This window comes from Ruminococcus bicirculans (ex Wegman et al. 2014), assembly GCF_000723465.1.
Classification (GTDB): Bacteria; Bacillota; Clostridia; order Oscillospirales; family Ruminococcaceae; genus Hominimerdicola; species Hominimerdicola aceti.
Map to the genome: position 1 here is coordinate 1,188,841 of NZ_HF545616.1, position 22,759 is coordinate 1,211,599.

Here is a 22,759-nt window from a genome sequence, read left to right on the forward strand (position 1 = left end):
TTCATTTATCGTATGGTCTAAGTATATCACATATGCTTTAAAATTACAATAAAACTTCTGAAGAATTTATACATAGTTTATCTGTCGAAATTTTGCGAAAATGAAATTGTGTCAGTATTATTGACAAAATAATAAAAATGTCGTATAATAAAAGAAACAATAAAAAATGTACTAATAAATTCAGCAAACGGAGGATTTGATTTCATGGAATATAGAGTTCTTGAAACACGTTCAGCCGATATTCTCACTAAGTACTACAGTAACGAGATAGACAGCTTTCTTAATGCCTGTCATGAAGACATTCTGTGGATAGGTCCTGCTGAGAAGCATGTGATACGCACCAGAAAGGAGCTTGTTGATGCTTTTTCGCAAGAAGAACACAAGCTTGAATTTGTGCTCAGCGACCTAAAGGTGTTTTCCATAGGTCTTACGGAATGTTCCTGCGAGGTCATAATGTTTTTCATTTTGGATACGATTTGGCCTGACAGCAGTGTTGGGAGAGCAGATCAAAGGATGCAGTTTACATGGGTGAGCGAGAACGGCGAGGAAAAAATAAAGCTTTGTCACATTTCCAATGCCATTAAATATGATGAACGTGACAGGATATATCCTGTACATTATGAAGAAATATACAAGAAAAATGTCTGTTCAGGTGAAAGGCGTACAAAGAGAGTGATAGTAAATGGCGTAGACAGGTCGCTTGTTTTTCTGGATAGGTCATGGATAGCTTATGTGGAAAGCAGTGGCAGTCACTGCGTCATATATACCATTGACGGCTCATTTGAATCAGTGCAGAGCCTTAAGGTGTTTGAAAGACGATATAGGGATATGTTTGTGCGCTGTCATGAAAATTATCTTGTAAATCCTGAATATGTAAGCCGCATAAGCCGTTACAGAATAGAGCTTACATATGGCAAGGTGATCCCTATTTCTGAGAAGAATTACACTGCTGTGAAAACAAAATTATCCCATATAACATAAAAACTGGTGAACATTTTGCGTGTTCGCCAGTTTTTTAATCAGCATATTTTTTCTAAATTTCGTCGTATGGATTTTATTATCCGCTTTTCAAGTCTTGATATGTAGGATTGGGATATACCGACTTCATCAGCGACCTGCTTCTGGGTCATTTCTTTTTTGCCTGAAAGCCCAAATCGCATTTTCATAATCTGCTTTTCACGAGGGCAGAGCTTTTCGATCTCCTCCAGAAGAAGCTGTTTCTCAACTTCGCTTTCTATGCCCTTGTTCACGGTGTCGTCATCGGTGCCTAGAATATCGGATAAAAGCAGTTCGTTGCCGTCCCAGTCAACGTTCAGCGGTTCGTCTATGGATATTTCATTTTTATACTGATTTGATTTCCTAAGAAACATAAGTATCTCGTTTTCTATGCACCGTGAAGCATAGGTCGCGAGCTTGATGTTTTTATCAGGACAGAAGGTGTTCACCGCCTTGATCAGCCCTATAGAGCCTATTGAGATAAGATCCTCTATGCCTGTGCCTGTTGACTCAAACTTCTTTGCTATATATACCACAAGCCTGAGATTATGCACGATAAGCAGTTCTCGGGCTTTTTTCGGGTCTGTTTCAAGAAGCTCAAAGGCTTTTTTCTCTTCCTCTTTGTTTAGAGGCGGCGGTAACGAATCTGCACCGTTTAGGTAATCTATAGTTTCGGGGTCGTCTGAAAACAAACGGCTCAAAAATCTGTTCAGCCCTAGAGCAAGTGTTTTAAGTGTGGTCATTTGTATTCCTCCTGTATTATCCCAGCAATGCGGGGTTGAATATAGCCCGTGACTTTCCGTTCAGCGAGGGCTTTATGCCCACATAACACCTGACGTTGTGTACACGGTCTTTATCGTCGATTATCTTTACGCTCCCTGCGGCGGTTATGTGGATAATTCCCTCGCCGCTGACAGTAGAGCAGGGGATAAGCCTGAAACCGCTTAGAGGGTCAGGCTCGTCACGGTCAAGGTCGTAGTGATAGAAAAGCCTGTCACAGCAGAAAACCACCACTGGCGTGCCGGTGAAGCTGTCGCAAAGCCTGTTCCCACTGTCGCATATGGCAGGGACTTTCACTATACAGCCACCATTTTCGTATATGGCTTCGTATTTTGCGACCCTGTTGAAACACCTGCGTGTGATGTTCTCATAAAGACAGAGCAGACCATATGCTATACCGCAGGCAAGGGCAAGCTTAAATAGAGAGATGTCAAAATACACAGTGAGGTTTCTGAAAAAAATCACCTTGCTCCCTGACATCTGCCAAAGGGTCACCACTATACCCGTGAAAACTGCGTCCACTGCACAGTATATGATAAAGTATCGAAGTAGTTGCCAAGGGTCTTTACACCCAAAGGCTATAAGCACTGTGAATACCGCACTGACAAGCTTTATCACCACAATAAGAACTGCAGTGAAATATCCTCTGCTGTCTATAGCCATAACAAGCGACGAAAGTCCTCCCACCGAGCAAGCTGTCAACAGCCGCAGCGGACTTATGACCTTGTGACATATCCTGCCTGCCGCTTCCAGCATTATAAGCGTCATAATGGCGTTTGTCACAAGGAGTATATCTATGTAAATTTTCATGGCGTTCCTCCCTTTGATATTATGATAGCACTGCTTGGATGGAAAAATTGTCGCAATGGGGACAAAAAAAGATCCGCCTTCCCGAAATGGGAAAGCAGATATGCTTATTTGATATCAAATTAGTCAGCAAAGAAAACTGAGAAAGCCTTATATGCCATATAAGTGTCTATCTTTGAGGTTATCTCAAATGGTGCGTGCATTGAAAGTACTGGTACGCCAACGTCGATAACGTTCATGTCAAGGTTTGCGATATACTGTGCGACAGTTCCTCCACCGCCGCCGTCGACCTTGCCAAGCTCGCCTGTCTGCCAAACGATGTTGTGTTCGTCAAAGAGCTTTCTTACTCTGCCCACAAACTCAGCAGAAGCATCGGAAGTGCCTGACTTGCCTCTTGCGCCTGTGAACTTTGTGGCAACAACGCCGTAGTTTATCTGTGATGAGTTTCTTATCTCGAACGGCTCTGAGAATGTTGGGTCATATGCCGCATTTACGTCGGCTGAAAGGCACTCGGAAGCAGAAATAACGTTTCTGCCCTCAAGTCCGTATACCTTTGCAAGGTCAGCAATGAAGTATGGCAGATATGAGCTGTTAAGTCCTGTGTTGCCGTCGCTTCCTGTTTCTTCCTTGTCTGTGAGTATGGTCATGCAGGTCTTTTTAGGGTCTTTGCATTTGAGGATAGCCTGCAAAGCTGTGTATGCACAAACTCTGTCATCCTGACCATAAGAGCCTACCATGCTTCTGTCAAAGCCAACGTCCTGTGCCTTGAATGCTGGAACAGCTTCAAGCTCTGCGGAAACGAAATCGTCCTCTACGATGCCATATTTCTCGTTAAGGATAGCCATTATGTTGAGTTTTACCTTGTTTGAAACAGTGTCATCTCTGAATGGTCTGGAGCCTATGAGCAGATTAAGCTCCTCGCCCTTGATGAGCTGTGGAGCAGGTCTTTTCATCTGAGCGTCTGCAAGGTGTGGCAGGATATCAGTTACGCAGAAAACAGGGTCGTCTTTGTCCTCGCCGATATTTACTGTAACGCTTTCGCCGTCAGCCTTTATAACAACGCCATGAAGTGACATTGGAACAGTTGTCCACTGATATTTTTTAATGCCGCCGTAATAGTGTGTCTTGAACAGGCAAAGCTCCTTGTCCTCGTAAAGTGGGTTCTGCTTAAGGTCAAGACGTGGTGAGTCGATATGAGCGGCAGCAAGTCTGATACCTTTTTCAAGACCGTCCTTGCCCATAACTGTAAGTATGATGGCCTTTCCTCTATTTACAAAATAGAACTTGTCGCCGGCGTCATACTTCTTGCCCTTTTCATAAGGCTTGAAGCCTGCTTTTTCAGCCTGAGCCACTGCCTCGATAACAGCCTCACGCTCTGTCTTTGCAGTGTTCAGAAAGCTTTTATAGCCCTCGCAGAACTTGTCTGCCTTTTTGAGTTTTTCTTCGCTAAGGCGAAGTCCACCGTTTTTCTTATCCGAAAGAAGCTTTTCTGCAAGCTTTTCGCCCTCGGACTTTTCTTTCTTCTTGTTATCCATTGTAAAGTCCTCCTTTTAATGTATTCTTATTGAAACTGCGTTACAATGGGCGGACACTGTTCGCCCCTGCGCATGGTTTTTCTTAACTGTTTTCTGTAATATCCCCATGACTGCTGAGTATATCCTTATAATTGTCATAGGCTTTGCGTATCTTTCGCACATAGTTTGAAGTCTGGTCATTTTCGTCAGGTATGTCGCTGACTTTGAAATTGTCAGGGTCAACAGTGCCGTTTTCTATCCAATTGTCAACAAGATTCATTCCGCAGTGATATGCCGCCGCTGTCAGCTCTACAGAGCCGTCATACTTTTCCATAAGATAGCTGAGATAATATGTGCCATATTGGATATTAAGTTCAGGGTCGAACATATCATCATAGGTGTTGTCACGCTGATCGTCAAGGCGATATTTTATCCAATCGTATGCGTCCTCCATAAGCTGCATAAGACCTCTAGCACCAACTGATGAAACAGCGTCCTTATTAAAGCCGCTTTCCACTTTTATTACAGAGAACACAAGCACAGGGTCGCACTTGTACTTGGTGCTGTATCTTATTACATACTCCTCATAATCTGTAGGATATGAAAAAGAGTTCGGAATATCCTTTGCCTTGTTGATTATCTGCTCGTGATAAAGATATGTGAGCCAGCCTATACCGCACAGCAGAAGTATGACTGCTATGAGTACGGGACCTTTTTTTATGTGCCTTTTCTTTTTACGCCTGCTGTTTTTTCCATTAGCCGCCATTATATCTTTCCTTTATTGTTTCTATGACCTCACAGGTCTTTTGGAATGTGTCATTCACAGAGCCGTTGTTTTCAATGACGAAATCGCTGTGAGCCTTGAAAAACTCCATAGTATGCTGAGAAGAAAAACGCTTTTTTGCAAGCTCCGCCGAAATGCCGTCTCTTTTGGTTATCCTTTCAAGCCTTATGCCAAAGTCTGCCACAACGCTTACGATAACACTGCAAAGCTTATCCGCACCTGCTTCAAAAAGGGTCGGTGCGTCAAGAAGTATGAACCTGCTTGGTGCGGCGTTTATCTTTTCGTCAATAAGCTTGTTTATAAAAGGGTATATGGTATCATTGAGCATTTGAAGCTTATTCTTATCTGAAAAAACTATCTCCCCGAGCTTCTGTCTGTCAAGAGAATAGTTCTCGTCAAAGCAGTTTGGGAAAAGCTTTGCAAGCTCTTTACAGCATTCGTTCCCTGCCTGTGTGACTTCTCTTGCGACTATATCGCAATTTATTATCTCAAAGCCATTTTCTCTGAAAGCGTCCGATATAGTTGTCTTGCCTGCACCGCTTTGACCTGTAAGCCCTACTACTGTTTTTTTCACAGTTTCACCACCTGAAAGCCTGCGGCTCTTAAAAGTCGGTTATACACTGCAAGCCCCACGCCGTCTTTGTTAGGACAGCGTGCATAGACTTTCTTTGCACCTATAATGTCAAGTTCTCTGAGAACGTCAAAAAGCTCTTTGGCTTGTTCCTCGTCATTTGCGCCATAGCAGATGTGGGGTATATCAAGCCCCTCGCAATCGCTGTCAGTGAACACCATAAGAGTGGTGTCATTGTCAGCGTGAGTTTTCACATATTCTCTGAAAGCCTCAAGACTGCTGTCAATGATAGTCACATCAGCCTTTGGGGCATAGTGCTTGTATTTCATACCAGGGGAGCGGACTTTTACATTCTCACCCAGCTTTTCCAAAACGCCCTTGTCGATAAGAACGTTCGGGGTGATCTCCATAAGATCCTCGGCTGAGATAAATCCCGGTCTGAGAAGTCTTATTCCGTCCTCGCCTTCAAAGCTTATAACAGTTGATTCAACGCCCACTCCGCAAGCTCCACCGTCTATTATGGCAGGTATCCTGCCGTGCATATCGTTAAGGACGTGCTGTGCTGTTGTAGGCGACGGGCTTCCTGAAAGGTTTGCCGACGGTGCGGCGATAGGGAAGCCGCAGGCTGAGATAAGCGCTCTTGCCACCTTATGTGACGGCATTCTTATGCCCACTGTGTCAAGTCCTCCGCTCGTTACCATTGGTATTTTTTCAGATTTTGGCATTATCATGGTGAGAGGTCCTGCCCAAAATTTTTCTGCGCACTTTACAGCAAGGGGCGGTATCCTATCCACAAGCCCCTCAAGCTGAGAAATGTCAGATATATGCACTATTAGAGGATTGTCGGCAGGTCTGCCCTTTGCTGCGAATATTTTTCTTACAGCCGCTTCATCAAAAGCGTTCGCCGCAAGACCATATACAGTTTCCGTCGGCATACCAACGACTTCACCCTGTGAGAGCAGCTTTGCGGCATATGCTATGCTGTCCTCGTCAGTGCCAAGTATTTTTGTGTCAAACATTTTTATTCTTCTTCCTGACTTGCAAGCTTGGCAGCCTGATCGGCTGTTGCAAGTGCGTCGATTATTTCATCAAGTGCGCCGTTAAGCACCTGTTCAAGTCTGTAGATAGTAAGACCGATTCTGTGGTCGGAAATTCTTCCCTCAGGATAGTTGTAAGTTCTTATTCTTTCGGAACGGTCACCTGTTCCCACCTGTGAACGTCTGTTGTCTGCGATCTCCTTGTTCTGTGCCTGAACTTTCTGATCAAGAAGTCTTGAACGGAGAACTTTCAGAGCCTTTTCCTTGTTCTTGAATTGTGAACGCTCGTCCTGACACTCAACTACCATACCTGTAGGCAGGTGAGTTATTCTGATAGCGGAAGATGTCTTGTTGATGTGCTGTCCGCCTGCTCCTGATGAACGGAACACGTCTATTTTCAGATCTTTTTCTTCGTTAAGGTCAAGCTCCACTTCGTCAGCCTCTGGAAGCACGGCAACTGTAACAGTAGACGTGTGAACTCTGCCCTGTGACTCAGTTTCAGGTACACGCTGAACTCTGTGTACTCCGCTTTCGTATTTCAGTCTTGAATATGCTCCCTCGCCTGACACGCTGAAAGTTATTTCCTTATAGCCACCAAGCTCTGTTTCGTTGGCGTTCATGACTTCTATGGTCCAGCCCTTTGAAGCGGCATACATTGAATACATTCTATAAAGAGAGCCTGCAAACAGTGCAGCTTCCTCACCGCCTGCTCCGCCTCTTATCTCTATGATAACGTTACGCTCATCGTTAGGGTCTTTCGGCAGCAGGAGAAGCTTAAGCTCTTCTTCAAGCTTAGCCATATCTTCCTTGGACTCCTCAAGCTGCATCTGCACCATTTCCTTGAAGTCCTTATCCATTCCGCCTGCGTCAAGAAGCTCGATGGCTTCGTCATTGGCAGCCTTTGCCTTTTTGTATTCGCCGAACTTTTCAACTATCGGCGTAAGTGTCTTGTATTCTTTCATAAGGCTCGTATACAGTGAAGTGTTGTTTACAGTTTCAGGCTGCATGAGCTTTTCGTTTATTTCATTGAATTTATCTTCGAGTGCTTTGAGTTTTTCAAACATAGTTATATTCTCCTGTCATTTTTATTTCATATCATACATTTGTTATATATCATAAATTGCGAGAATAGCTATGACTCAGCCTCTCTGATAATAGTTTTTACGTTCTTTTCGGCTTTGCTGCGTACTATCATGAACTCTCGTCCGCAGCCCTCGCAGCGCAGCTTGAAATCCATGCCTGAGCGCAGAACTATCATTCTGTTACTGCCGCAGGGGTGACTTTTCTTCATTACAAGAATATCGCCTTTTACAATATCCATTTTGCACCACTTTCCTTTCTTAAAAGGTGAAGCAGAGCGAATACTCTGCCCATACATCGTTATTATAACACATTTCTCCCTTTATTGCAATAGCGGAGAGGGCGGTTTTATTGCTGTACAAATATTATAGTCCATATATTTGATTTTTGTTGCATTGTTACAAAAATGACATTATAAGAAGCTGAATTTACAAAATGTTCATTGAATAGCTTTTGAAAAAGCGTTAATATTAGATTGTTCAAATTTGAAATATCTAATATTGGAGGTTTGACAATGAACGATAATATGACAACAGCAACGCATATGTTTGATCATTCAAAGAAGCTTGCAGAAGCATATGAAAAAGTCATGCAGCCCCTTTGTAAAAAGCTCGATATGCCAAAGACGGCGCTTGACGTGCTCATGTTCCTTGCGAACAATCCTGAGTTCAACACAGCGGGTGATGTGTGTAGATATAGGAATATCAAGGCGGCGCTTGTGTCTTTCCATGTAGAAAAGCTTGTGGAAGCAGGCTTTGTTGAAAGGCAGGCGGTAAAGGGCGACAGAAGAAAATGCCGTCTGGTCTGCACAGAAAAGGCCCAGCCTGTTATAAAAGAGGGCAGAGAGCTGCAGAAAAAGTTCGCACACAAGCTTATCGCTGGCTTTTCGGACGATGACATGGCACATTTCAAAAAATGCCTGCATATCGTTAGCAACAATATAGACAGCATTCTTAAAGAATGTATGTAGAAGGAGGTAACAAATATGATAAAACTGCTTAAAAAGATGGGCAAGCGTGAGGTGCTTATGGCTGTTCTCTGTGCACTTCTGGTGCTGGGACAGGTGTATTTTGACCTGACGCTGCCTGACTATATGACTGACCTGACCATGATGCTCAACACGGCAGGCAGTGAAACTTCCGATATCCTGAACGTCGGACTTAAAATGCTTGGCTGTACCCTTGCAAGTGCCGCTCTTGCTATCGTCTGCGGCTATCTTTCCGCAAAGACTGCCTCAGGATTCAGCTACACAATAAGAGAAAAGCTGTTCAACCATGTTATGGATATGGGCAGCGAGGAGATGCAGGACTTTTCCATACCGAGCCTTATAACAAGGACAACAAACGACATCACACAGATACAGATGATAGTGTCAATGGGACTTCAGATGATAATAAAATCTCCTATCATGGCAGTGTGGGCTGTTATAAAGATACTTGGCAAGAGCTGGGAGCTTTCAGCGGTGACTGCGGCGTTCGTTGTGGTGATATGCGTATTCGTTCTTGCAGTTATGGCGACCTGCATACCGAGATTCCGTATCGTTCAGAAGCTAACTGATAAAATAAACCGTGTGGCAAGAGAAAATCTCACAGGCATAAACGTTGTCCATGCTTTCAATGCTGAGAAATATCAGAACGACAAGTTCGATGTTCCAAGCAAGGATATGATGAACACACAGCTTAAAAACCAGAGAATGTTCGCACTTATGATGCCAGTTATGAATATCGGAATGAATGGTCTGACCCTTGCTATCTACTGGCTTGGTGCAGTACTTATCCAGCAGATAGCCCTGACGGCTGTTCAGGACAGGATAACGTTTTTCAGCAACGTTGTTGTTTTCAGCACATATGCCACATACGTTGTAATGTCATTTATGATGCTCGTTATGATATTCATGATGCTCCCTGCGGCTCAGGTATCAGCAGAGCGTATCAACGAAGTGCTTGAGCGTGACGTGAACATAAAAGAGGGCAGCGTCAGCGAGGGAAGAGAGCAGGGTACTGTGGAATTTAAAAACGTTTCTTTCAGATATCCTCATGCCTCTGAGGACGAGCTGAGCAACATAAGTTTCAAGATAGAAAAGGGTCAGACCCTTGCCATAATCGGTGCAACAGGAAGCGGCAAGACAACGCTTATAAGCCTTATACCAAGATTTTATGACGCAACAGAGGGCGAAGTCCTTGTGGACGGCGTAAACGTAAAAAACTATAAGTTCGACACCCTTTATGACAAGCTTGGATATGTCACGCAAAAGGCTGTGCTTTTTGCAGGCAGTATAAGAGAAAACGTATTTTTCGGCGAGAGTGCCGCTCCTGAAAGTGACGAGGAGCTAAAAAACGCTATCGAGCTTTCTCAGGCGGAGGAGTTTGTGGATAAGCTTCCTGACGGCACAGAGCATATGATATCTCAAATGGGCAGAAACGTTTCAGGCGGACAGAAGCAGCGTTTGTCTATTTCGAGAGCGCTTTCAAGAAAGCCTGAGATACTTGTATTTGATGATTCTTTCTCAGCCCTTGATTACAAGACAGACGCAAAGCTCAGAGAGGGTCTTAACGAGAAGCTTGGGGATACAACAAAGATAATCGTTGCGCAGAGAATAAGCACTATCCGTCATGCAGACAAGATAATAGTCCTTGACCGTGGCGAAGCCGTGGGCATGGGAACTCATGAGGAGCTTATGAAAAACTGCGACGTATACAAAGAGATAGCACTTTCACAGCTAAGTGCGGCAGAGCTTGCATAGAAAGGGGGACTGCACAATGAGAAAATACGAAAAGTCTAGTAAGGGCGAAATGGCGTCCGCTATGAAAAAAATAATAGAGTATATGAAAGGCAGTGTAGGTATCGTTGCCGTGGCATTGGTTCTTGCGGCGCTTGGTGCGGTGCTGACTATCATAGGGCCTGACAAGGTGGGCGAGATAACCGACCTTATAGCAGACGGACTTATGACAGGCATTGACCTTAAAGCGGTGGCAAGGGTAGGAATATTCCTTGGAGCGATATATATTTCAAGCTCGCTTTTTACCTTTATTCAGCAGTATATAATGGCAACTGTCACGCTGAAAATGTCATACAGAATGAGAAGCGACCTTTCAAGGAAGATAAACTGCGTTCCTCAGAAGTATTTCAACTCACATTCACAGGGCGATATACTCAGCCGTATCACAAATGATGTATCAACGTTACAACAGGGTCTTACAAACAGTCTTCCGACCATAATCAGTGCAGCGGCACAGTTTGTGGGCTGTCTTATAATGATGTTCGTTACAGAATGGCGACTTGCACTCATCTCACTGTTCATCACATTCTTGGGACTTTTCCTGATAGTTTTCATAATGTCAAAATCACAGAAGTTCTTCCTCGACAGACAGGAAAGCCTTGGTAAGCTCAACGGCTATGTTGAGGAGATGTATTCAGGTCACGAGGTAGTAAGGATATCCCGTGGAGCAGATAATGTAAAGGAACATTTTGGTGGACTTAACGAGGCGGTATACAACGCAAACTGGAAGTCACAGTTTCTTTCAGGCATGATGCAGCCGCTTATGAACGTTATCGGAAATATTGCATACGTTGCAGTATGCGTGTTCGGCTCAGTGCTTGCACTTAACGGCACTATAAAGTTCGGCGTTATAATCTCATTTATACTTTATGTAAGACTTTTCACATCTCCTCTTGGTCAGATAGCTCAGGGCATGACAAATATGCAGACAGCTTCCGCCTCGGCTCAGAGAATATTTGACTTTATCGAAAGCGAGGAACTTTCAGACGAGAGCGACAAGAGCAGTGAAGTCCCTGAGGTAAAGGGCAATGTAAGCTTTGAAAATGTTCGTTTCAGCTATCCTGATACTCCTGACAAGGTGATAATAAAGAACTTCTCCGCAGAGGTAAAGGCAGGTCAGAAGGTGGCTATCGTCGGACCTACCGGTGCAGGTAAGACCACAATGGTAAATCTGCTTATGAGATTTTTCGAGATAAATAGTGGAAGTATCTCCATAGACGGCACGCCTATATCACAGCTCAGCCGTGAAACGGTGCACAATATGTTCAGCATGGTTTTGCAGGACACATGGCTTTTTGAGGGCACTGTGAGAGAAAACCTTGTTTACAACATGGAAGGCATAAGCGACGAGTCCCTTGAAAGAGTGTGCAAAGCCTGCGGTCTGGATAAGTTCGTTCATACGCTCCCTGAGGGCTTTGATACAGTGCTTTCTGAAAGCGTGGCAATATCCGCAGGACAGAAACAGCTTCTCACTATCGCAAGAGCAATGCTCCAGAATGCGCCTATGCTCATACTTGATGAAGCAACATCTTCTGTCGATACGAGAACGGAGCTTCTTATCCAAAGGGCAATGGATAAGCTTACAAAGGGCAGAACGAGCTTTGTTATCGCACACAGACTTTCGACTATCAAAAACGCAGACCTGATACTTGTTATGCGTGACGGCGACGTTATCGAAAGCGGAAACCATGAAACCCTTATGGCAAAGGGTGGATTTTATGCCGAGCTTTATAACAGCCAGTTCGATCAGGCTTCATAAAGCAGGCTTTTATATGCAAAGCACACGGCTTTTACGGCTGTGTGCTTTGTGCTTTTTTTACTAAAATGGGTGTGACAGTGGTGTGGCTGTATTGAAAAATGACAATAAAGTGTATTTTATTTCTTAAAATCAGATATTTCACTTGACTAATCCGTATTAAAATGGTATGATGAATATGTATTTTTATTAATGTATGTAAAATATATTTTAGCAGAAGGATTGATATATAATGAAAACACCATTTATAACCAAGGAAAAGGCTGAGGAGATAATCAAGCAGTATCCTACACCTTTTCATATCTACGACGAAAAGGGTATCAGACAGAGAGCCAGAGATCTTTACAAGGCATTTAGCTGGAACAAAGGCTTCAAAGAGTATTTCGCTGTAAAGGCTACTCCTAACCCATTCATTTTGAAAATACTCAAGGAAGAGGGCTGCGGCGTTGACTGTTCTTCTCTTACTGAGCTTATGATGAGCGACTGCTGCGGATTCAGCGGAAGCGACATCATGTTTTCTTCAAACGTAACTCCAAAGGCGGATTTTCTCAAGGCAAGAGAGCTTGGCGCTTATATCAACCTTGACGATTTCACACACATAGATTATCTTGACGACCTTTGCGGTATTCCTGAAACTATCTGTTGCCGTTTCAATCCGGGCGGACATTTCGAGATAGAAACTCAGATAATGGACAACCCTGGTGAGGCTAAGTACGGCTTCACAAGAGAGCAGCTTTTTGAGGGCTTCAAGGTACTTCAGCAGAAAGGCGCAAAGCATTTCGGACTTCACGCTTTCCTTGCTTCAAACACTGTTTCAAACGCTTATTATCCAAAGCTTGCAAGAATACTTTTCGAGCTTGCTGTTGAGCTTCATGAAAAGACGGGTGCAGACATCAAGTTCGTAAACCTTTCAGGCGGTGTTGGTATAGCATATGAGCCTGACAAGCCACAGAACGATATCTTCGCTATCGGCGAGGGCGTTCGCAAGGCATTTGAGGATATAATGGTTCCTGCTGGTCTTGGTGACGTTGCTATCTTCACAGAACTTGGCAGATATATGCTCGCTCCATTCGGTCATCTCGTTGCTACCTGCACACATCATAAGCATACTTATAAGGAGTATGTTGGACTTGATGCTTGTGCCTGCAACCTTATGCGTCCTGCTATGTACGGTTCATATCATCACATTACAGTTCTTGGCAAGGAGAACGCTCCGTGCGACCACAAGTATGACGTAACTGGCGGTCTTTGCGAGAACAACGATAAGTTTGCGATCGACAGAATGTTGCCTGAGATAGACACTGGCGATATAATCGTTATCCACGATACAGGCGCACACGGTTTCTCAATGGGTTATAACTACAACGGAAAGCTCCGTTCAGCAGAGATACTTCTCCACGAGGACGGCTCATTCGATATGATAAGACGTGCCGAAACTCCTGCTGACTATTTCGCAACATTTGATTTCACTGATATTTTCGATAAATATACAAAGAATAATAAGTAATGACGCTTAGATCCACAGGGAATTTCTCTGTGGGTCTTGCTGTTTTCAGGGCGTTTGGTGAGCAAATATTAAAAAAATCGGAATTTATGTGATTTTTGCTTGCAAAATAGTATGAGATGTAGTATAATATTAAATTGAATTGGTGTATTTTTGCACCTAAGGCGTTGCCTTAATATTAAGAAAGGTCAGGGATTATATATGGATTTGAACATGGTCAAGTATCTGGCAGAGCTTAGCAAGCTGGAATATTCCGATAAAGAGCTTGCAGCCACAGCCGAGCAGATGACTGATATTATTGATCTTATGGATACCGTAAAGGAAATCGACATTACCTATGACGATCTCAAGGACAATCATGATGTTTACCTCAACGATCTGAGAAAAGACGAGGTCATCGAATCTATGCCTACTTCAAAGGTCCTTTCAAATGCAGTGAATACAAACAACTGCTTTGTAGTGCCTAAGGTCGTAGAGTAAATTTAACAGGAAGGTAGTGTGAAATTTGGACGTTTCTTCAATGAAAATCCGTGATATGCGTAAGGCTCTTGACAGTAAGGAAATTTCCGCTAAAGAGCTTGCACAGACATATTTTGAGAGAATAAAGAAATATGACGATAAGGTAAAGAGCTTTATCACTGTTACTGAGGAAAAGGCTCTGGAGCAGGCTGAAAAGGCTCAGGGCGTTATCGATAAGGGCGAAGCAAAGGCTCTCACAGGAATACCTGTGGCAGTAAAGGACAATATTTGTACAGAGGGCGTAAAGACCACCTGCGCATCAAAAATGCTCGAAAACTTTGTTCCACCTTATAATGCGACTGTTATGGAAAAGCTCGACGCTGAGAATATCGTAATGCTCGGCAAGACTTCCATGGACGAGTTCGCAATGGGAGGCTCTACACAGACCTCCGCTTTTGCAAAGACAAAGAATCCTTATGATCTTGACCGTGTACCTGGCGGCTCATCAGGCGGATCTGCTGCGGCTGTCGCTGCGGGACTTGCACCTGTTGCTCTTGGTACTGATACAGGCGGATCTATCAGACAGCCTGCTGCTTTCTGCGGCGTAACAGGTATCAAGCCAACATACAGCAGAGTTTCAAGATTTGGTCTTGTGGCTTTCGCTTCATCTCTTGACCAGATAGGCTCTATCGGTCTTGACGCTCATGACTGTGCTATACTCCTTAACGAGATATGTGGTTATGACTTCCATGACGGCACAAGCTCAAAGCTTGAAGTGCCTGACTTCACTGCAAAGATAGGCGAGTCAATGAAGGGCATGAAGATAGCACTCCCTAAGGAGTTCTATGCAGAGGGCATCAATGATGAGGTAAAGACTGCCGTTTTAAAGGCTGCTGAGGAATATAAGGCAATGGGCGCTGAGCTTATCGAGTGTTCTATGCCGTCGCTTAAGTATGCTGTTCCTTGTTATTATCTTCTTGCCTGCGCTGAGGCGGCTTCAAACCTGTCAAGATATGACGGTATCAAGTATGGCCACAGAACGCTCACAGCCGACAGCTATGAGGAGCTTATAATCAAGTCACGTTCAGAGGGCTTCGGCGAGGAAGTAAAGAGAAGAATACTTCTTGGAAACTACTGTCTGTCAAGCGGATATTATGACGCTTACTACAGAAAAGCAATGGCTCTCAGACAGCTTATCAGAAAAGAATACAACGATATATTCGAGAAGTGCGACGTTATTCTTACGCCGACAACTCCTGCTGTTGCATACAGCCCTGAGATGACTTCCGACCCTGTTCAGATGTATCAGGCTGATATATGCACAGTTACAGTAAATATTGCAGGTCTGCCTGCAATATCAACTCCTTGCGGCTATGACAGCAAGGGTATGCCTATCGGTATGTCTGTTATAGGCAGAAAGTTCGACGAGGCAACTATCATCAAGACTGCCGACGCATACGAAAAGGGCTTCAAGCCTGTTGCGCCAAAGCTTTAAGGGAGGTAAGACAAATGGAAAAATGGAGAACGGTCATCGGCCTTGAGATCCACGCCGAGCTGCTTACCAAAACTAAGATCTTTTGTAACTGCTCCGCTGAGTTCGGAGGTGCGCCAAATACAAGATGCTGCCCTGTATGTACAGGTATGCCTGGTACTCTGCCTATCATCAATCAGCAGGCTGTAGAGTATGCTGTAAAGGCAGGATATGCGCTCAACTGCGGTATCAACAAGTTTTCAGTATTCGACAGAAAGAACTACTTCTATCCTGACCTGCCAAAGGCATATCAGATATCACAGCTTTACAGACCTATCGTAGGTCCTGGATATGTGCCTATCGAGGTGAATGGTCAGAAGAAGAACATCAGAATAAACCATATCCACCTTGAGGAAGACGCCGGTAAGCTCGTTCATGACGCTTTCAACGGAATCTCAATGGCTGACTATAACAGATGCGGTATCCCGCTTATCGAGATAGTTACAGAGCCTGATATAGCGTCAGCAGAAGAAGCTATGGCTTTCGTTGAGCAGATATCTCTGCTTTTGCAGTATGCAGGTGTTTGCGACTGTAAAATGGAGCAGGGCTCACTGAGATGTGACGTTAATATCTCTCTTATGCGTCCTGACGCAACTGAGTTCGGTACTCGTGCGGAGATAAAGAACATCAACTCTATCAAGTCTGTTGGCAGAGCTATAAAGTATGAGGAAAAAAGACAGGCGCTTCTTCTTGAAGCTGGCAAAAAGGTCGTTCAGGAAACAAGACGTTACAACGCAAACAGAGATAAAACAACTTCAATGCGTACAAAGGAAAACGCTAACGATTATCGTTATTTCCCAGAGCCTGATATTCTTCAGGTAAACCTTACGGACGCTCAGCTTGATGAGATAAAGGCTAAGCTCCCTGAAATGCCAAGCAGCAGATTCAAGAGATACACTGAGGAATACGGTATTTCTGAGATAGACGCAAAAACGCTTATCCAAACAAAGATAATCTCAGATTTCTTTGAGAATGCACTTAAGAGATATAACAATCCTAAGAGCGTGGCTGTGTTCATTCTCGGCGAGTTTATGAGAAGAGTAAATCTGGGCGAGATAGATATAAACAATATCAGCTTCACACCTGAGGAGTTTGCAGAGCTTGTTGAAATGGCTGATACAGAGAAGGTATCAAAGAACGACGCTAAGACCGTGTTCAGAGCAATGGTAGAAGAGGGCGGCAAGCCTATGGACATTGCAAAGAGCAAGGGTATGATAATCACTGTGGATACTGCAAAGGTTGAGGCAGGCGTTGACGAGATACTCGCCGCAAATGCCGCACAGGTAGAGCAGTATAAGAACGGTGAAACAAAGGTATTCGGCTTTATCATGGGTCAGTGTACAAAGGCTCTCAAGGGCGTTGCAACACCTAAGATAATCAAGGAAATTCTTGAAAGCAAGCTGAAAGCTGCCGCTGCAAGCGCTGCTTCTGACGCAGAGAAGAAAGAGGACGTAAAGGACAACGTTATCGACACTTCAAAGCTCACAAAGTATGAGAACGCTGATAAGTATGTTCCTGAAAATGACGGCAAAATGCTTATGATAGATACGGCTGATGTTAAGAAAGAGTTTATGCTTGCTGACGCTAAGGCTAACATGGGCAAGGAAGTTGAGTTTTCAGGCTGTGTTCATAGAATAAAGAACATGGGAAGCATTGCATTTATCGTTGTAAGAACCTCAAGAGATGTTATACAGACAGTTTACTCTGCCGACAACTGCAAGGATTCTATCGAGGGTCTGAGAGAAGGCTTCTTTGTAAATGTAAAGGGTATCGTTAAGGAAAACCCTAAGGATTTCAATGGTCTTGAAATAGAGCTTAATTCTATCAAGCTTATCTCCACAAACGCCGCTGAGCTTCCTTTGAAGATATCACAGGGCAGACTTAACTGCACAATAGAAGTAAATCTTGACAACCGTGCGGCTTCACTGAGAAACCCTTATGAGAGAGCTATATTCAAGCTCCAGGAGGGTCTTGTTCAGGGTATGCACAAGTTCATGCAGGCAAACAACTTCACTGAGATACACTCGCCAAAGATTGTTGCACAAGGTGCAGAGGGCGGCGCTAACATCTTCCGTCTTGACTATTTCGGCAAGTCTGCGTTCCTTAACCAGTCACCGCAGTTCTATAAGCAAATGGCTGTGGCGTTCTTTGACAGAGTTTACGAGATAGCACCTGTATACAGAGCTGAAAAGCACGCTACTTCACGTCATATCAACGAGTATATCGGTCTTGATTTTGAAATGGGCTATATCGACAGTATGTATGACGTTATGAAAATGGAAATAGCAATGCTCAAGTCCATTTTCGAGTATATCAAGGAGAACTATCAGAACGAGTTGAAGATACTTGACGCTGACGTTCCTGAGATAAAGGAAGTTCCGTCTATTAAGTTTGCTGACGCTATCGAACTGCTGAGAGGCGGCGAGGGCAGCGGCAAGAAGTTCGATCTTGACCCAGAGGACGAGGTAAACCTCGGCAAGTATGCAAAGGAAAAGTACGATTCAGACTTTATCTTTGTTACACACTTCCCATCTTCAAAGCCTCCGTTCTATGCAATGAACTCCAGAGAAGACCCAAGAGAAGCATACAAGTTTGATTTGTTGTTCAGAGGACTTGAAATTACTTCGGGCGGTCAGAGAATACACGATTATAACGAGCAGGTAGAGAAGATGAAGGCTCAGGGACTTGACCCTGCTGACTTCAAGAACTATCTTGAGGCTCACAAGTATGGTCTGCCACCTCACGGTGGACTTGGTATCGGTCTTGAAAGACTTCTCATGAAGCTTCTTAACAAGAACAACATCAGGGAAACATCACTGTTCCCAAGAGATATCAACAGACTTCTTCCATAGTCTGCAAATATGTTTATCAAAGAACGGACGGTTTTTCTGTCCGTTCTTTTTTTCTTTTGAATACTGATTGAATATTTGTCCAATAAGAATAGTATAATTCAATGATACTGATTCGGAGGACTGATATTCTTGAAAAAAATTCTTACTTTACTTATTTGTTTTTTGACCCTTTGCTCCTGCGAAGGTGAGGTAAATTCCCAGAGGGACAGGCTTGTGACTATGGAAAAAGCATCGGTGATACCTGTGTGCGGAGAGAAAAACTACACTGATGTGGAAACGTCACACAAGCTTAATTATACTGTGCAGAAAGCTATATGGATATCCTATATTGACCTTGCTGATATGCTCACCGGGAAAAGTGCCGAGGAGTTTCGTGTGAATTTTTCGCAGGCGTGCGACAATGCTTTGAGCATAGGTTGTAATACGCTGTATGTTCACGTCAGACCTTTCGGGGACGCTATATATGATTCGGAACTTTATCCTGCATCAAGATATATAACAGGCATGGCAGGTGAGCAGGGCGGCTTCGACCCGCTTGATATAATGATACAGACCGCACATGACAAGGGGCTTTCTTTTCACGCATGGATAAACCCTCTCAGGTGTGAGAATGAGGACTGTTTTCAGAATTATGACGATAGCTTTCTTCTGAAAAAGTGGTATGACGAGGACAACGGCTATCTTGAAAGTGTTGAGGGCGACAGCCATTTGTGGCTTGATCCTGCTTATGATGAGGTAAGACAGCTTATCGCAGAGGGTGCGGCGGAGCTTGCAGAAAATTATGATATTGACGGCTTGCACTTTGACGATTATTTTTATCCCACAACGGCTGAGGACTTTGACGCACAGTGCTTTGCGGCTCAGACGGAGTTTGACGATCTAGCAAAATGGCGGCTGAACAATATCTCACTTATGGTGGGTGAGATATACAGTGCGGTAAAAGCAGTGGATAAGGATATCCTCGTGGGAGTTTCACCTCAGGGAAATATGGAAAATAACTATGAGTATATGTACGCTGATGTGAAAAAGTGGTGTAGTGAGGAGGGGTATATAGACTATATCTGTCCGCAGATATACTTTGGTTATGAAAATTCTGTCAAGCCTTATAAGGATACCCTACAGCAGTGGGCTGATATCTGCACAACTGATGTTACGCTGGTGGCAGGTCTGGGAGTATATAAGATAGACAGCGAGAGTGAATTTTCTGAAAATATCGGCATTATCGGCAGGCAGATAAATGACGCTGTAGTTAGTTATAACTACGCAGGAGCGGCGGTCTACGGCTATGCAAGCTTGTTTGGTGGCAGTGATAGAGGTGTTCAGGAGCAGGAGTTTATCGAAATTGCTTTTGATAAACTTGATACATCTGTAAAATGATATGCGATATATAAATTATGGTATGTTAAATGTAAACAAATTGTGATATATTATTATAAAATTTATGGAAGTAAACAAAAAACTATTGAAATTTCTTTTTAAATATAGTATAATGTTATATGCTGTAAGGCGATAATAGAAAATGTTTTTGTATTATTTGCCTAAAACAATATTATTTTGCTAATTATTCAGGGAGGGATTTTAGTGTACAAAATCGTAACAAGAAAGCAGCTCAACGACGCTGTTGTTCTTATGGAGATCGACGCACCTTACATTGCCGCTAAGGCTGAGGCTGGTCAGTTCATCATCTACAGAGTTGATGAGAAGGGCGAGCGTGTTCCGCTCACTATCGCTGACTATGACAGAGAAAAGGGCACGATCACAATTATTTTCCAGGTAGTAGGTGCATCTACAACTGAGCTTGCAAGACTTAATGAGGGCGACTATATCCATGACGTTGTTGGTCCTCTCGGCGTTGCTACAGAGTATGACGAGGGTATCAAGAGAGTTGCAGTAGTAGGTGGCGGCGTTGGTTGTGCTATCGCTTATCCACAGGCTAAGAAACTCCATAACATGGGCGTTGAAGTTGATCTTATCGCAGGCTTCAGAAGCAAGGATATCGTTATCCTCGAGGACGAAATGGGCAAGGCTTCTTCACATCTTCATATCTGTACAGACGACGGTTCATACGGCTATCACGGATTTGTTACAAACAAGCTTCAGGAGCTTATTGACGGCGGTGCTAAGTTTGACGAAGTTATCGCTATCGGACCAGTTCCAATGATGAAGTTCGTTTGCAAGGTAACAAAGCCTTATGACATCAAGACACTCGTTTCACTCAACCCTATCATGATCGACGGCACAGGAATGTGCGGCGGATGTCGTGTAACTGTTGACGGCAAGATCAAGTATGCTTGCGTTGACGGTCCTGACTTTGACGGTCAGAAGGTAGATTTCGACGAGCTTATGAGAAGAAACTCAACTTATAAGGAGCAGGAAAAGGCTCACTTGTGCAGACTTACTGGAGGTGTAAGATAATGGCTAATATGAGTTTGACAAAGACTCCTATCGCAGAGCAGGAGCCAAAGGTAAGAGCTAGAAACTTCAAGGAAGTTACTTTGGGTTACACCCCTGAGCAGGCTATAGAAGAAGCTCAGAGATGTCTTAACTGCAAGCACAAGCCTTGTATGACAGGATGTCCTGTAAGCGTTAGGATCCCTGAGTTTATCGCAAAGGTAGCAGAGGGCAAGTTTGAAGAAGCTTATGCTATCATCAAAACAACAAACGCTCTGCCGGCTGTTTGCGGACGTGTATGTCCACAGGAGCATCAGTGCGAGGGCAAGTGTGTAAGAGGTATCAAGGGTGAGCCTGTTGGTATAGGCAGACTTGAGAGATTCTGTGCAGACTATATGATGGACAAGGCAGTTGCAGTTGAAAAGGCTGAACCAAACGGTCACAAGGTAGCTGTTGTAGGCGGCGGCCCTTCAAGCCTTACAGTTGCAGGCGACCTTGCTAAGCTTGGTTATGACGTAACTATCTATGAGGCATTCCATACAGCAGGCGGCGTTCTTATGTATGGTATCCCTGAGTTCAGACTTCCAAAGGCTATCGTTCAGCACGAGATAGACAATCTGACAAACATGGGCGTACATATCATGACAAACATGGTTATCGGCAGAGTTCTTTCTATCGACGAGCTTATGGGCATGGGCTATGAGGCTGTATTCGTAGGCTCAGGCGCAGGTCTTCCAAGATTCATGGGTATCGAGGGCGAAGGTCTTGTAGGCGTTTACTCTGCTAACGAGTACCTTACAAGAATCAACCTTATGAAGGCATACAAGGACGATTATGAGACTCCTATCATGAAGTCTAAGAACGTAGCTGTAGTAGGTGGTGGTAACGTTGCTATGGACGCTGCTCGTTCTGCAATGAGACTTGGCGCTGAGCACGTTTATATCGTATACAGACGTTCAATGGACGAGCTTCCTGCAAGAAAGGAAGAAGTTCATCACGCTCAGGAAGAGGGCATCGAGTTCCTCGTTCTTAACAACCCTGTTAAGATAGTTGGCGACGAGAACGGTCATGTAAACGGCATGGAGTGCATCAAAATGGAGCTGGGCGAGCCTGACGCAAGCGGCAGAAGACGTCCTATCCCTATCGAGGGTTCAAACTTCATTCTTGACGTTGATACAGCTATCATGTCTATCGGTACATCACCTAACCCACTTATCAGAAGTACAACTCCTGGTCTTGAAACAAACGATCACGGCTGCCTTATCGTTGACGAGAACGAGTCAACAACTAAGGAAGGTGTTTACGCAGGCGGTGACGCTGTTACAGGCGCTGCTACTGTTATCCTCGCTATGGGCGCAGGCAAAAAGGCTGCTGCCGCTATCGACGAGTATATCAAGAACAAGAAATAATTTCTTGTAAATGAAAATTATTTGTTAAAAGGCTTGAAGTTTGTGCAAATATCTGATATACTAATATAGTATTATTAGATTTGGAGGTCTTTTGATGAATTTGTCAGCAATTATTTCAGTTTTGGCAGCTGAGCAGAGTTCACCTGCATCACTTGCCATGACTTTTATCCCACTGGTACTCATAATCGTGTTCTTCTATTTCTTTATTATCCGTCCGCAGAAAAAGCAGGATAAGAAAGACGCTGAGATGAGAGATAACCTTGAGATAGGTGACGAGGTCGTTACAAACGGCGGAATCGTTGGTATCGTGTTCTCTATCAAGGACGACACTGTTGTTATCGAAACAGGCGGCGACAGAAGTAAGATACGTGTTAAAAAGTGGGCTATCGCTAAGAACGAAACAATTCATGATGGTGACGCAAAGTAAATATCGCTTTTAAGGGACGGGTAGTTTTATCCGTCCCTTTTTGTGTTCTTATTGTCCGTGGCTTTGAATATAATTTCTTTAG

At 43.9% G+C, this 22,759-nt stretch carries 20 protein-coding genes; 12 read left to right on the plus strand and 8 right to left on the minus strand.

Annotated features, from left to right (window positions below):
- Nucleotides 1-204 precede the first annotated feature (204 nt).
- Nucleotides 205-981: a LytR/AlgR family response regulator transcription factor gene (locus tag RBI_RS05410; RefSeq protein WP_038671589.1), complete on the plus strand. Its 777-nt coding sequence runs from the start codon at nucleotides 205-207 to the stop codon at nucleotides 979-981.
- Nucleotides 982-1,019: 38 nt separating this feature from the next.
- Here the strand turns inward: RBI_RS05410 and sigE are convergent, their stop codons facing one another.
- The 8 genes from sigE to RBI_RS05450 all read right to left on the minus strand — a co-directional run bounded on the left by sigE (nucleotide 1,020) and on the right by RBI_RS05450 (nucleotide 7,810).
- The gene (gene sigE, locus RBI_RS05415; RefSeq protein ID WP_051706493.1) at nucleotides 1,020-1,739 is read right to left on the minus strand and encodes an RNA polymerase sporulation sigma factor SigE; all 720 of its coding nucleotides are present in this window, start codon (nucleotides 1,737-1,739) and stop codon (nucleotides 1,020-1,022) included.
- Between the two features lie 16 nt (nucleotides 1,740-1,755).
- A complete protein-coding gene (locus tag RBI_RS05420) occupies nucleotides 1,756-2,586 on the minus strand; it encodes a sigma-E processing peptidase SpoIIGA (RefSeq protein WP_038671594.1) in 831 nt (276 codons plus the stop codon).
- 119 nt (nucleotides 2,587-2,705) lie between these two features.
- Nucleotides 2,706-4,118 carry an aminopeptidase gene (locus RBI_RS05425; RefSeq protein WP_038671596.1) on the minus strand — a complete coding sequence of 471 codons (1,413 nt, stop codon included), beginning with the start codon at nucleotides 4,116-4,118 and terminating at the stop codon, nucleotides 2,706-2,708.
- Nucleotides 4,119-4,200: 82 nt separating this feature from the next.
- A complete protein-coding gene (locus RBI_RS05430; RefSeq protein ID WP_051706495.1) occupies nucleotides 4,201-4,863 on the minus strand; it encodes a lytic transglycosylase domain-containing protein in 663 nt (220 codons plus the stop codon).
- Nucleotides 4,853-5,455 carry a dephospho-CoA kinase gene (coaE, locus tag RBI_RS05435; protein WP_038671598.1) on the minus strand — a complete coding sequence of 201 codons (603 nt, stop codon included), beginning with the start codon at nucleotides 5,453-5,455 and terminating at the stop codon, nucleotides 4,853-4,855. The genes RBI_RS05430 and coaE overlap by 11 nt, the downstream gene beginning before the upstream one ends.
- On the minus strand, nucleotides 5,452-6,471 hold the full coding sequence (locus RBI_RS05440) for an L-threonylcarbamoyladenylate synthase (RefSeq protein ID WP_038671600.1): 1,020 nt from the start codon (nucleotides 6,469-6,471) through the stop codon (nucleotides 5,452-5,454). The genes coaE and RBI_RS05440 overlap by 4 nt, the downstream gene beginning before the upstream one ends.
- Nucleotides 6,472-6,473: 2 nt before the next feature.
- The gene (gene prfA, locus RBI_RS05445) at nucleotides 6,474-7,553 is read right to left on the minus strand and encodes a peptide chain release factor 1 (protein ID WP_022287284.1); all 1,080 of its coding nucleotides are present in this window, start codon (nucleotides 7,551-7,553) and stop codon (nucleotides 6,474-6,476) included.
- Nucleotides 7,554-7,621: 68 nt separating this feature from the next.
- Nucleotides 7,622-7,810: a DUF951 domain-containing protein gene (locus RBI_RS05450; protein ID WP_022287283.1), complete on the minus strand. Its 189-nt coding sequence runs from the start codon at nucleotides 7,808-7,810 to the stop codon at nucleotides 7,622-7,624.
- 273 nt (nucleotides 7,811-8,083) lie between these two features.
- Here RBI_RS05450 and RBI_RS05455 point away from each other — a divergent pair, with 273 nt between their 5' ends.
- The 11 genes from RBI_RS05455 to yajC all read left to right on the plus strand — a co-directional run bounded on the left by RBI_RS05455 (nucleotide 8,084) and on the right by yajC (nucleotide 22,677).
- Entirely contained in the window at nucleotides 8,084-8,539 is a 456-nt protein-coding gene (locus RBI_RS05455; protein ID WP_051706497.1) for a MarR family winged helix-turn-helix transcriptional regulator, read from the plus strand.
- 15 nt (nucleotides 8,540-8,554) lie between these two features.
- Nucleotides 8,555-10,312 (plus strand): ABC transporter ATP-binding protein, encoded by a 1,758-nt coding sequence (locus tag RBI_RS05460; RefSeq protein WP_038671602.1) that lies wholly within the window; start codon nucleotides 8,555-8,557, stop codon nucleotides 10,310-10,312.
- A 16-nt stretch (nucleotides 10,313-10,328) separates the two neighbouring features.
- Entirely contained in the window at nucleotides 10,329-12,107 is a 1,779-nt protein-coding gene (locus RBI_RS05465) for an ABC transporter ATP-binding protein (protein WP_038671604.1), read from the plus strand.
- Nucleotides 12,108-12,336: 229 nt separating this feature from the next.
- Nucleotides 12,337-13,611 (plus strand): diaminopimelate decarboxylase, encoded by a 1,275-nt coding sequence (locus RBI_RS05470; RefSeq protein WP_038671606.1) that lies wholly within the window; start codon nucleotides 12,337-12,339, stop codon nucleotides 13,609-13,611.
- A 198-nt stretch (nucleotides 13,612-13,809) separates the two neighbouring features.
- Nucleotides 13,810-14,088 (plus strand): Asp-tRNA(Asn)/Glu-tRNA(Gln) amidotransferase subunit GatC, encoded by a 279-nt coding sequence (gene gatC / locus RBI_RS05475; protein WP_038671608.1) that lies wholly within the window; start codon nucleotides 13,810-13,812, stop codon nucleotides 14,086-14,088.
- 25 nt (nucleotides 14,089-14,113) lie between these two features.
- Complete coding sequence (gene gatA / locus RBI_RS05480; RefSeq protein ID WP_038671609.1) at nucleotides 14,114-15,562, plus strand: Asp-tRNA(Asn)/Glu-tRNA(Gln) amidotransferase subunit GatA; 1,449 nt, start codon at nucleotides 14,114-14,116, stop codon at nucleotides 15,560-15,562.
- A gap of 14 nt (nucleotides 15,563-15,576) precedes the next feature.
- Entirely contained in the window at nucleotides 15,577-18,450 is a 2,874-nt protein-coding gene (gatB, locus tag RBI_RS15570) for an Asp-tRNA(Asn)/Glu-tRNA(Gln) amidotransferase subunit GatB (RefSeq protein WP_158455108.1), read from the plus strand.
- Between the two features lie 219 nt (nucleotides 18,451-18,669).
- The gene (locus RBI_RS05495; protein ID WP_148303577.1) at nucleotides 18,670-19,827 is read left to right on the plus strand and encodes a glycoside hydrolase family 10 protein; all 1,158 of its coding nucleotides are present in this window, start codon (nucleotides 18,670-18,672) and stop codon (nucleotides 19,825-19,827) included.
- Between the two features lie 204 nt (nucleotides 19,828-20,031).
- On the plus strand, nucleotides 20,032-20,865 hold the full coding sequence (locus tag RBI_RS05500) for a sulfide/dihydroorotate dehydrogenase-like FAD/NAD-binding protein (protein ID WP_038671612.1): 834 nt from the start codon (nucleotides 20,032-20,034) through the stop codon (nucleotides 20,863-20,865).
- A complete protein-coding gene (gltA, locus tag RBI_RS05505; RefSeq protein WP_038671613.1) occupies nucleotides 20,865-22,250 on the plus strand; it encodes an NADPH-dependent glutamate synthase in 1,386 nt (461 codons plus the stop codon). Before RBI_RS05500 ends, gltA begins: the two co-directional genes overlap by 1 nt.
- A gap of 94 nt (nucleotides 22,251-22,344) precedes the next feature.
- Nucleotides 22,345-22,677 carry a preprotein translocase subunit YajC gene (yajC, locus tag RBI_RS05510; protein WP_022287272.1) on the plus strand — a complete coding sequence of 111 codons (333 nt, stop codon included), beginning with the start codon at nucleotides 22,345-22,347 and terminating at the stop codon, nucleotides 22,675-22,677.
- The last annotated feature ends 82 nt before the right edge of the window (nucleotides 22,678-22,759 follow it).